At 38.2% G+C, this 12335-nt stretch carries 8 protein-coding genes and 1 pseudogene; 1 reads left to right on the top strand and 8 read right to left on the bottom strand.

Annotation, left to right across the window (positions count from 1 at the left end; translation table 11 throughout):
- Nucleotides 1-48 precede the first annotated feature (48 nt).
- The 4 genes from NSQ09_RS09240 to gutB all read right to left on the bottom strand — a co-directional run bounded on the left by NSQ09_RS09240 (nucleotide 49) and on the right by gutB (nucleotide 4510).
- Complete coding sequence (locus NSQ09_RS09240; protein WP_069837331.1) at nucleotides 49-732, bottom strand: PspA/IM30 family protein; 684 nt, start codon at nucleotides 730-732, stop codon at nucleotides 49-51.
- Nucleotides 733-927: 195 nt separating this feature from the next.
- Nucleotides 928-1890, bottom strand: a complete 963-nt coding sequence (locus tag NSQ09_RS09235; protein WP_144453547.1) for a carbohydrate kinase family protein — start codon at nucleotides 1888-1890, stop codon at nucleotides 928-930.
- Between the two features lie 94 nt (nucleotides 1891-1984).
- Complete coding sequence (locus NSQ09_RS09230) at nucleotides 1985-3376, bottom strand: MFS transporter (protein ID WP_272515688.1); 1392 nt, start codon at nucleotides 3374-3376, stop codon at nucleotides 1985-1987.
- A gap of 72 nt (nucleotides 3377-3448) precedes the next feature.
- The gene (gene gutB / locus NSQ09_RS09225; protein WP_015715423.1) at nucleotides 3449-4510 is read right to left on the bottom strand and encodes a sorbitol dehydrogenase; all 1062 of its coding nucleotides are present in this window, start codon (nucleotides 4508-4510) and stop codon (nucleotides 3449-3451) included.
- Nucleotides 4511-4711: 201 nt separating this feature from the next.
- Here gutB and gutR point away from each other — a divergent pair.
- Nucleotides 4712-7216: pseudogene (gene gutR, locus NSQ09_RS09220) on the top strand (glucitol operon transcriptional regulator GutR).
- A 190-nt stretch (nucleotides 7217-7406) separates the two neighbouring features.
- Here the strand turns inward: gutR and NSQ09_RS09215 are convergent.
- From NSQ09_RS09215 to NSQ09_RS09200, 4 genes are all read right to left on the bottom strand, one after another.
- Nucleotides 7407-8630, bottom strand: a complete 1224-nt coding sequence (locus NSQ09_RS09215) for a DUF3800 domain-containing protein (RefSeq protein WP_017697434.1) — start codon at nucleotides 8628-8630, stop codon at nucleotides 7407-7409.
- Between the two features lie 16 nt (nucleotides 8631-8646).
- On the bottom strand, nucleotides 8647-9684 hold the full coding sequence (locus NSQ09_RS09210) for a hypothetical protein (protein WP_017697433.1): 1038 nt from the start codon (nucleotides 9682-9684) through the stop codon (nucleotides 8647-8649).
- Nucleotides 9666-9833, bottom strand: a complete 168-nt coding sequence (locus NSQ09_RS09205) for a hypothetical protein (RefSeq protein ID WP_017697432.1) — start codon at nucleotides 9831-9833, stop codon at nucleotides 9666-9668. The genes NSQ09_RS09210 and NSQ09_RS09205 overlap by 19 nt, the downstream gene beginning before the upstream one ends.
- A gap of 449 nt (nucleotides 9834-10282) precedes the next feature.
- Nucleotides 10283-11302 carry a hypothetical protein gene (locus NSQ09_RS09200; RefSeq protein WP_017697430.1) on the bottom strand — a complete coding sequence of 340 codons (1020 nt, stop codon included), beginning with the start codon at nucleotides 11300-11302 and terminating at the stop codon, nucleotides 10283-10285.
- Nucleotides 11303-12335: the final 1033 nt, after the last annotated feature.

Here is a 12335-nt window from a genome sequence, read left to right as displayed (position 1 = left end):
TCTTATGATAAAATGACGCCGCAGCCGAAAGCTGCGGCCTCCTATGTATTACTTATCGAGCATCATTTTCGCTTTTAACGCCGCAAGTTCATCATCAACCTGGCTTGAACCGCCAGTGTCATACTTTGCAGTCAGATCAGCCATATCATCCTGCGGAACGCTGTTCAGTTCAGCCATTGCATTGGCCTGATCAAGTGCCTTATTTACTTTGTCCTCCATTCGGCCGAATGCAGACATTGATTGGCTTGTACTTGAAACAGAAGCGCCCAGTTTGTTTATTCTTTCTTGCGTTTTCGCTACTGCCCACTTCGCCTTGATCATATTTTTGCGTGCTTCCAGCTCTCCAATGTCAGATACCAATTTGTCATGCATCTTTCTCATCTGTGCGGCATTGGTTGCAGCAATTTGATTCGCCGCCTGCAGCTCAGAAAGCTTTGACTCCAAAGATGTTTTTCTTTCAAGAAATTTTCTCGCATCGCTCTCATTCCCGGCTTGCAGCGCCTTCATTGCATAGCTTTCCATCTTTTCCATATCCGCCTGGCATTCGTGATATTCTCTTTTTGCTCTCTGCTCCTCAGCCATAACAGCTGCTGTTTCTGCCTTAACCTTAGCCAAATCGCTATTCATATTTCTTAAATATTGATCTACCATTTTCTCCGGATTTTCAGCCTTGTCCAATAAAGCATTGATATTCGCAGACATAATATCTTTAAATCTTCCAATTATACTCATTATATCATTCCTCCTAAAGCTAATTCGGTAACCCTTGTTACATATACTATTTATTATCGTTAAAAGTTTCACTTTTTTAATAAAAAATGACATTTCAAACAAAAAATATACAACTTTTTACCTGAACAAAAATGTAAGCAATAAAAAAAGATGCCCCCAAAAGTCCAAAGACTTTCAAGAAACATCTTCAATGATTTACAAAGAAACTTCGATCTCATCCAAGCTCGGCAGTGCATCAATCGCTCCAATTTTAGTGCACACAAGAGCTCCGACCTTATTGGCAAACGCCACAATCTCACGCAGTTTCACAAAATCAGCATCTACAGATTGAATCTGATCCGTGTTTGCCAATTGATATAAAGCCGCACCGACAAAAGCATCTCCCGCCCCTGTTGAGTCAATTGATGTCACCGGAATGCTTGGAATGATTTCACGGTCTTTTCCATTGGAAAGAAGCGTTCCGCTTTTCCCAAGTGTCACAGCGACAATGTTGGCTCCGATCTCATGAAGGATCGCAACTCCCTTTTCATGATCCTTCACACCGCTGATAATCTCAAGTTCCTCGTCACTGACTTTCACAAAATCACTTACAGCGATCGCTTTTTTCGCAACACTTACAAACTCTGAGACTCTTCCCCTCCATAAATCTTCACGGTAGTTAGGGTCAAACGAAATAAACTGTCCATTGTCTTTCGCAATCGACATCAGCCGTAAATAGGCTGAGCAAAATGGATCTGATAACAGTGCCGTCGCAGAGCCGAAATGAAGGATTTTCGCTCCGTTTAGTTTTTCCTGGTCAATATCCTCCAGCGTAAACAAAGCGTCCGCGCCTCTATTAAAAACAAAGTCACGCTCTCCATTTTGTTTTAATGAAACAAAAGCAAGCGTTGTAGGCGCTTTCTCATCCATCACCAGCATAGAGGTATCGACGAGTACAGCGTCCAATGTTTGCTTCAGAAAATACCCAAACGGATCCTTTCCTACTTTTCCACTGAAAGCGGCGTCTCCGCCCAGCTTGGCAATCGCTGCTGACACATTCGCCGGTGCCCCGCCGGCACTTTTCAGGAAATGGCGCCCTTCCATTAAATCAACGTCAACATCGGTACAAAAGAAATCAATCAACAATTCCCCAATACAAACTACAGAATGACTACGCATATTATCACACTCATTTATAAAGTCTAGATTACAGTCTCAGTATATTACTTTTTGCCATAAATACAACATTGAATATTAAAAATTTTACATATATTTATCTCGCAGACCTTTGCTCCAGCTCAGAGATGATGTGTTTATATCTTTTTTCCGTTAAAGGATAGAAGGCGATAAGAATAATAGAAAGCAAAATGAAAAATCCCGGAATCAAAGCATTCATATTTTTGATCGCATTCAACGACGCAACTGTCTGGTCTGTATTCGCCACATACCCGGCGATTCCTAAATAAATGGCCGAAAATGACCCGGCTAACGCAACACCCAGCTTATTAATAAAGCTCATGCTCGAAATCACCACACCATCCGCGCGAATTCCGGTTTTCCATTCCGCATAATCGACACAATCCGCAACCATTCCCCAAGCAAGCGTATTTAAAGGCGTTGTGAAAAATCCCGAAGCGAAAAGCCAAATGAAAATGAGTGGAATTGAAGAATACGGCGTAAAATGCAGGCCGGCATAAGAAATAAGCGATAGAGCTGCCGTGATGATCATGACTTGTTTTCTGCCCCACTTCTCAGAAAAGAAAGGAATAAACAAATTGCTGATCAGCGCTGCCCCGAAAAATAAAACGGTGCCCATAAACACGAACTCTTTATGGTTTACGTTATACGTAAAATAATACACCATCGTGCTGAGCTTAATATTAAACCCAATCGCAAAAGCCAAAAATGATGAAATTAACATGAGCAAGGGTTTGTTTTGGAATAAAACGGATAACGTCTTTTTGATCCCTTGTTTTTTTCTCTTTTTAGGCTGAATCCGCTCCCGGACAGTAAAGAAACTGAATAGATTCAAAACAATGCTGACCGCCGCGTAGATGAGCGCCGTCATCTGAAATCCAAACGCCTGATCCTCCCCTCCGATAGTAGTTGCAAGCGGTGTCGCACAGGAAATGGATAAAAGAATGCCGATATACACCAAAATCATCCGGGTGGTGGTCAGAACCGTTCGCTCCTCCACAGAATTCGTCATCCGCCCCGTTAAGCTGTTCACCGGGATCGTTTGCATACTAAAGGACATCCCAAGCAGAATATAAGTGACATACGCATATACCATATTTCCGGTCTCACCGAAATAAGGCGTCGTGAAACATAAGAATGTGAATAGCGCAAAAGGAAATGCCACCCACAGCAAATATGGCCTTGCTTTTCCCCACCTTGTATTTGTTTTATCTAAAATCAATCCCATGATCGGGTCAAAAATAGCATCCAGCACACGCACAACAAGAAACAAAGTTGCGATCACCGCAGGCTGAATGCCGCCGACGTCTGTATAATAAAATAATAAGTATGCGTTTACAAACTGAAAGATAATATTATACGACATATCGCCGAATCCATAGCCGATTCGTTCAAACCAGGACAGTCCGGTGCTGGATTTTGACTGACGCTTCGCATTCATTGCCGTTACTTTTTCTGTTTCAATCATATTTCCCACCCCAAGAATCCGTTTTCATTACCAGTAAACAAGAGGGAGAATACGAAGATCCTCCCTGTTCACTCAGCGATTTGGATACACCATCACTTTTAAACATTCATTCTTAAATTGAAGCGCCCGCTCCATCGCATCTTGCGTCTGCTCCAGCGAATATTGGTCCGTTACTAGATGCTTCGTGTCCACAATGCCTGAAGCAAGAAATTCGATTCCCTTTGGATACGTATTGGCATAACGGAAGATCCCGTAAATATCAATCTCATTATCCGCAATAAACGGCACGTTGAGCGGAATCTCGTTCTGGGAAGGCAAACCGACAATCGCCAATTTTCCGCCCCGGCGCACAGAAGCCAGTGCGGATTGCAATGCCGCTGGATTCCCTGCTGTTTCCCAAGCAACATCAACGCCTCTATCATTCGTGATCGTTTTAATCTCTTCAAGTGCATCCTGTTCACGTATATTAATAATATGAGTCGCTCCCATTTTTTTCGCAGCTTCTAACCGCAGCGGCTCTAAGTCGGTGACAATGATTGTGCCTGCCCCAAATGCTTTAGCTGCGGCAACAGCCATTAACCCAACAGGGCCCATCCCCATAATCGCAATCGTTGATCCGGGCTGAAGCTTCGTTCTGGCCGCCGCATGGATGCCGACAGAAAACGGCTCGATCAAAGCAGCATCTTCATAAGAAAGTGAGTCTGGGATTAAAAAAACAAAGTCCTGACGCATTTTAATATATTGGACAAACGCACCGTCTACCGGCGGTGTAGCCAAAAACTGTACATCCGGGCAAAGATTATAGCGTCCTTCTTTGCACGCCTCACAGCGTCCGCACGTAACACCCGGCTCTACAGCGACGCGGTCTCCCACCTTGAATTGATCGACAGATGATCCGACAGCGGCGATTTCACCCGCGCATTCATGCCCAAGGATAAATGGTTTTTCCACGACATAGTTGCCTATTCGGCCATTTGTATAGTAATGCAGATCAGATCCGCAAATTCCGACAGCCATCACCTTAATCAACACTTCATCATGATTGATATCAGGCACAGGCAATGTTTCAATTTTGATCTCTCTTGTGTTGTGCATAACAGCCGCTTTCATGTTTTGAGGTACTGTGTGAGTCATTTGGCAAGTTCCTTTCTTTAGAAAATAAAATGTAAGTGCATACATTTTTGTTTTCTCTGTTACTGCCCCCATTTTATCTGCTTTTCAACACGTTCAACAGCCTTTCCTGCTGTATAAAAGGACAGCGGCACTGTACTTTTATTTTTTCATATACAAAAAACGCTGGATTGATAAAATAGTACTAATAGGAGGTGCAGGCTTATGGCTGAACTTGAAAACCGAAAACAATTTGCACAACTGCTGGCACCTGGCGTCAAAACGCTAAAACTTCATCCTGATTATAAAGTCAGAAGGAAAAAGAATGAAAAAACAGGACAGTCTTACATAGATAAAATCGCACTCCAGCTGGGAGTCTCCCCAAACACGATCAAAAGCTGGATCGGACAGATGGGGGCAAACTACATTCCCGGAAGAATCGACGACGGAAAACTGTTCGGAATGATCTGGATCATTCTCGAAAAGACCGACTTGGATATCGAGTGGTTGACCGACTTGCTGGAAGCCACCACTATCCCAGTCATCAAACCCGCATTGCCTGTATGGGCAGCGTCTTGTTTGAAAAAAGCGAAAACACTGAGAAAAGACGGATCATTCGGGGCTCCGAGTGAAGATGAAATTGAAAATGTAGTAAAACGGCTGTTTCATGATAAACCAAGCCAAGAAACGAATACGCTTACAGAACAGCCTATCACGCATAATTTACCCTCACGCTGGTCCGGACGCTTTATCGGACGCAGCTTTGATATGGAAGCGATACGGCAATGGATGCTTTCTCCGTCACCAGTCTGTTTAATCACCGGCTGGGCCGGCATGGGAAAAACCACAATTGCTCTTGAAGCCGCCTATTCCTGTGTCGACGATACTTCAGTTTGGCCGGCATTCAACAGCATCATCTGGGTCAGCGCTGATTGGAAAGGATTGAGCTTTAGCGATTTTTTAAATACGAACGCCTATCAGCTCGGACGCACAGAACAAATCGATAAATCAATCAATGAAAAACGATTCGTCGTCCGCAACGCGTTAGCCAATTACACTAGAGAAAAACCGATCCTGCTGATCGTTGACAGCATTGATACTGCAGAACGTGACATTCATGAATTTATCACCAGCCTTCCGCAAGGCGTGAAAGTTCTCCTCACAGCGCGGGAAAACGTAAAGCAAACCTATCGGGAAAGCTTCGGAGAAATGACAGCTATTCAGCTGAGCGGACTTGACCAAACAGATGCCTTGGATTTTTTTCAGCAAGAAGTGCCCCAATGCTTACAAACATGCAACATTCAAAATAAACGGGAAAAGCTGGAGCAGCTGTTACATCTATCATCTGACCTGAAAAACGAATTCATTTCAGCGACTGCCGGAAACCCGAAAGCCATGGCACTCAGCATCGCCTATATGTCAGACGATGACATCCCCGCTCAGCAGCTGATTCATGAGCTTGGAAAAGCAGGCTACTCACTGCTGGAATTGTTTGAATTCCTCTTTGGCCGCACCTGGGACAGATGCAACGAAGATACACGAAAGCTCTGGCAGACGCTTTGCTTTTTCAGCAAGCCGCCTGATGAAAAAAGCTTGGCGGCAGCAGCCGGATTAGACGCCCGCCGTTTTCATTACGCTATGAAACAAATGCGGTCATATGCGCTGATTCAGCCGGAACGAAGCGAAGGCAGGACACAATACTTAGAGCACCAAACCGTTGTCGCTTACGGAGAACAGCACTTGTCTGAACAGCACGAATATGAAAAAGAAGCCCGCAAGCGCTAGGCGCACTATTATGTTGATTATGCCGAAACCCATTTAAAGCGGGAACAGCCAAACTCTATCTATTGGAGCTACCTGCTGGGACGGAATTTAGATCAAATGAAACAAGATTGGCCAAACATCTTAAAGGTCATCAGATGGGCAAGTAAAACTGCTCAAAAAGAAATCCTAATCGAACTCATCACCCGCATTAGCCATTTTCTAAGCAGAATCAACCTGCCCCTGCGAATCGAATACGGACGCAAAGCGGCCGACGCCGCCCATCACTTAGGCCAACACACACGAGAAGCGTACTTCCGAATCGACACCTCAGGCTGGGCATTGATGGAAGTCAATGATTTAGACGGAGCGCTTCAGCAAATAGAAGCCGGGCTGAAGATTCTTGAACAATCAGACGCTCACGATGCCTATGATCTAAAGGTTTGGGGACATGCACTCAAAGCAAGGCTGTTTTTAAAAGACGGGCAACAGGAAAAAGCAGAGACAATTTTAAACGAAATCGAAAATCAACCGATTTCCCCTACCATTCAACACAGAGTTCTATTGGTTCGCGGTGACTTAAGCTTTGCGAAAGGTTATCATGTAGAAGCCATTCAATTATACGAAGCGGCAAATGAAATCAGCTTCACATACGGCGGCGAAAAAACGATAGAAGCCTATTTCAATCTGGGTGTCGCTTACGTGAAATGTGATCAGTTTGAAAAAGCGGAAGAAGCCTTTGAGCAAATGCTCTATGACAAACATAACGCCAATCAAGTTGAACTGATCTACTATCACTACGGAATGGCGCAGCTGTTGTATCGTAAAGGAGAGAAAACGAAAGCGATGGAATCTAATCAGAAGGCGATTCGTTTGATTGATTCGTGGGAGCCTGCGATTGGGATTCGGGGAGAGGTGGAAGAACTGGAAATGGTGCTTCAAGGAAATAGTGAAATCACATTGTCGTAAGGAAAGTGTGAGGTCCATCTTAGAAAAACGCTCTCACACCTTCTCTATTTATAAACAAAAAAAGGCCTTATCAGCTGAGTAAACTGATAAGGCCTTTCTGATAGAATGCAATGAGCAGTTCAGATGAAACAATAAATCGCCCGATTGTTAAATTAAACATTAATATATTTATATATTTCCTCTAAAAAAGTTAACTTTTATAGCCTATTAATAGGTTGGTTTTGTAATAAATATCTAAATTTGTTGGGAAGTTTTTAAATACCGGATTCTTTTGAAAGGAACTTAATAGTAATTCTGATAATAGTTCTAAATTAAAACTCTGAACCTTATTTAACTTACCCTTTACTTCGAGTATATCATCAATGTCTAACTCATTTAAGAAAATAAGCATTTTACCCAATAATCCAACGAATACATCTGATAATTGTATGAATATATTATCTTCAGACTTATTAATAAACTCAAAATTACTCAATCTATCCCCGTATAAGACAATAGGGTCAATCTTTATTATTTTTTCGATATTTTTTTCTGAATCAAAAGTATGGAAAGAGTTTTTAAACATATATATTGGTCGAGTGTACAATTCAACGTAATTTTCAATTAATATTCTTTCAGGATTGCCCTGAAGAAAAACTAACTCCCTTGTGTCTTTAGTAAGGAACAGGAATTTCTTTAAATAATCAATGTAATTTGAATAGGATTCTGGTACTCCTTCTACAGTATCTAACCATTTAATTAAATCTAAACAAAATGACTCAACATTTTTATTATATATATTAGGATAACCATATTTCCATAATATAGCTAAAAATCCACTCGTATCTTTATAAGCATAAACATATAATAAGGTTTTTAAAAAATTGGGATCAACATTTAATAAAGTTATAAAAACACTAGAATCGATTATATCTACTAAAGAAAAAAAGAAATTATCTAAGACTGCGTAATGCACATAAATATTTTCTTTTAATAAAAAGTCAAAAAATGCAGTAACTTTTGTAGAAGATAAATACCCAAGAAAATCCCTTTTTCCAGTAGATAGTCTTGTTAACTTCAATTCAACGCCGTTTTCAATATCAACTTGTTCCTTAAATAAGCGAAAATTATTATTAATATCTATTAAACTTGAACTTAATACTATTCCACCAAGTACGAAGTCTGCAGATTTATCGTAACTTAGTTTTCCATTTTTAATACTATACTTTCTTATGTTATTGGTTTCATCATAAAAGAAATGATATTTTTCATCGAAATTTAAGTACTCACCATTAATCTCATTATAAAAATTAATGGCTGCTTCTCTTACATATGAATAGTCCATACAAATCACATAATGGAAACATATCTTTTCCACTTTCCTTTCATTTGATCCAGTTCGTGCAATTGGATAGCATATAAAGCCACGTTTCATAACCACGTCTCTTATTTTACTGGGTTACAATCTCATTAAACCTATTTCTCGCCTTGGTTTTAAATTCCTCAAATTCTTCAAAATCAAACTCTTGATTATGCTCTATGAAGAAATTATCCCCTCCTACATTTATTGTACTTATAAACGCATTATCTATAGGAAAGTTTAATACAGTCATATCCTGATTTTGTAACTCCAAGTATTTCTCCGAAGATAACCCCAAACCTTCTCTAACTGACTTCGTATTTGTAAAAAAAGACTCTATAGTGAAGTCAGAAAGCATAATTCTTGTGACCTTTTCCGACATCATTGCTATAACAATTGCTTGTATTTCAATATTTCTTAGTAAATGAGTCTGTGATATAATTTCATCTGTTTTTCTTTTATCAATATATCTATTTTTCGTAACGTCTAAAACAGCAGGTAGTCTTTTTTCTAATTTTATAAAATAATCATAAGTATCTTTATAAATATTTGTTCGTTTATAATTTTCTAGGTTATTGATACCAATGTATTTTTCAATAAATTCACTTGAAAAAGCATCTGACATAAATACTTCTGTTCGTGAATAGACCTCTTCATCCATTAATAGTACAGGTAAAGGATCAATACACAGTCTGAATACTGTTATTGCACTGATACATCGTTCTAAGAAAAACTCAAACTCTTCAATGATAAGAGTTTTATTTCTTTTTTTATTTAAAAAATGATTTCTAGAAACATAAAAAGTATTAAATCCTTGCTTATGAACATATTTATTAAGGTGTTTCTTAGTTCGTTCCATTTCATCAAAATAATCGGTCATTGTTTCTTTTACATCCGAAAATATTGCCATTTGCTTTTCTAATAATTCAATCATAGCCTTATACATCGGAAATCTACTCTTTTCCTTCCATTTCAGGAGTTCCTTTTCTCTTTTATCTCCTTCAAGATCCGATAAATAGACCATTGTAAGTGCAGTTTCAAGTGATTGTCTTAAAGAGTAATAAGCACTATCAAAATATCCTTTCTCAAATAATGATACAGCATTTGTAATTAATTGCACCGATTCCATAAAAAGGTATTAGCTATTTGAATAACATCAACCCTACTTACAAAGCTATTTTCAAGCTGAAACAAATCAAAAAAATAATCTTTTTTACTTGGTATTTCTAGGGATATTAAATTTCTTTTTTCTTGTAGTTCAAGAAAGTTAAATTCCATCTTTTAAATCCCCCTCAATGATTAAAAATAATAACCGTAGTGTTGGTTTAGAATAAAGTTTGATAAAAGAGTGTTTCAAACGTTTATTTAGATAAATAGAAGAAACCCGCATTTTGAAAAAAGATCGATCATAGTAAAAGAATTTTTCTTTAAAACAGACTCCCGATTTCTATAATAAATTTAATAAATTCAGGAATTTTTTTAAAATTGATGCAATATTCGCAACTTATACATGAGAAATAACTATTCTTTGATAAATACTTACAAAATTTGAACGGCTAAAAATAAAAAATCAAAGTATTCAAATTCAGACCTATCATATTTGTCATCAATTATTTTACCGATTAACACTTTTGATGTTTTTTCTAAAAGGGGAATCACTTTCGATGTTTCCTTAATGGCCTCAAGAGTGATATCTGCCCCATCATGGACAATCCTATTCCTCGAATTTATCTCTCCGATATATCATAAACAGTTCTTGAATAAACGAAACCGTGCTTTAATTTAGCTAATTCATTACTATGTACTATAGCTATATCATTGCTGTCAAATTCTGTTGGATCTATGGGGTTATCTGCATATGGGTTCAGGTATAGCGATAGCCCGTCTAACAAAGATTCTTTGTACTTTTTATGAGGAGTAGTCTTTATTTGCCCTTTTGTATCATAATCGTTATAAGTATAAGTATTAAAGAACACATTCTTTTTTTTATTTAGAGAAAGTGCTCTCACTTTTCCTATCGAAGCTACAGAACTAAATAATATCCCACTGATATAACTATATTTCTGATCATTAAATAAGCCTATTGGAATCTTTTTACCATTCTTTCTTTTTAATATATTATCGGAGTATTCAAAATATGGAACATTCCCTCTCCACTCAGCATTTACCAGGCCATATAGTACTCTTTGTATTGCGCCTATGCCTTGCAGGTAAAAGAACGGCTGTTCAAATGAGCCTACTGCAAGGATAAATGGCTTTCCTTTAACATGATCAAGTTTAGAATAGGTTTTATAATATTTATTAGCCTTGTTGCTTATGCTGCTAGCTAAACGTTCTGTTGCTAAATGGACAATTTCTTTATGATATTCAGTATCTATTTTTCCTTTTTTATACAAATTATCTATCGCATTTATTCTTTCGTATTCAGGCGTACCATCTTCAGCATGTCTAGTACTTACAGCTTCGATAACCATCTCTAACTTTTGCTTTCTAGTTTTAATAACAAAATCAGGTGAAGAATAAGAATAGTCTATTTTGAAACCTAAATTACTGAAGCAAGCATGTAGATAAAGCTCCCAGAAAGAAGTATTAAATGTGGTCTGAAACTCCTTTACAAACTTGTGATCTCTATCCTGAAAACCCATTGCCCAGGAACTTAGCACTTTTACTAAATCTGGATCATTAGATACATTTAAAAAATTAGGATGCAGTTTATCCTCATTAACTTGAATACTAAATAAATCCACAATAACCCCCCCTTAATATCTATCATCCCTTGAACCATATTAATAATATTATAGCACTTCTTAGTAACAACCTGCCCTATAGTTAAAGAGAAGAATCCTGAAAAACAGGCTTTTTAAACAAACTTTGTTTTAAATGATCAACTTTTTTACAAAGCCACAAGTAGACCGTTTTTTAGAGCTTAAACAGTCAATTCTCCTATTTTATCATTTCCTTATTCCATTAAATAGTCCGTTTGTTGAATAAGAAATTTTTAATCCCTTATTGTTAAAAATTAAAATAAGATAATATACTGTTACATATGCTTCATGATCAAAATGTAGTCAAAAAGAGATCCCTCTGAATAAATAGAGGGATCATTTCTTTCTCTACATTTTATAGTATATTGGTAATTAGTATTTAGAGAACTGACCAGAATAACTAACACTTTTAAGATCTTATTTTTTACGTTCTTTTCGTATACTATAGGAGCAGCTATACCATGTCTTAGCAAGTACCCGGCTAAGGAAGCAACAGACATGTTCCTTTTTCCCTCACCAACTCCTTGAATGATATTTACCCAATAGTTGGTCTGGTTTCTTTACAGCCTCACCTTTTGCAGGCTCGACAATCAGCTGTAACAACCACTCCGGCATATCAGATAATGGTACTTCAAGCGTCTACTTGATAACTCCCATTCGTACCTTTTCCTACAAGCATGTAGAGAGGAAGAAACCACTATGTATCCTCCTCCCCCCTAATATCTAATCCAGGCAGTATGTTTGTTCGATTTTTGACCTGACCTGGATTTTTAAATAAAATATGGCGTCCTAAAATATAGAACCGTATGAGACGCTTGTTGAAAATAGCAGAATTAAATCCTAAACTTACACCTCATTTATTATTTCATACCCATACACTCTATTAGCTGAAGCAAAAGTAAGTCTTACACAAATAATGGAACGATTAGGAAATAAAAAATGAAGACACAACGAAAAATGTATATTTACATGTTACAAAAGAAATGAAAAAAAAGGCTTCCCAAAAGTTCAAAGA

The organism is Bacillus sp. FSL W8-1202 (genome assembly GCF_038006165.1).
Lineage (GTDB): Bacteria > Bacillota > Bacilli > Bacillales > Bacillaceae > Bacillus > Bacillus subtilis.
Note: the sequence above shows the minus strand (reverse complement) of the source record. Positions and strands in the feature narration are given on the sequence as shown.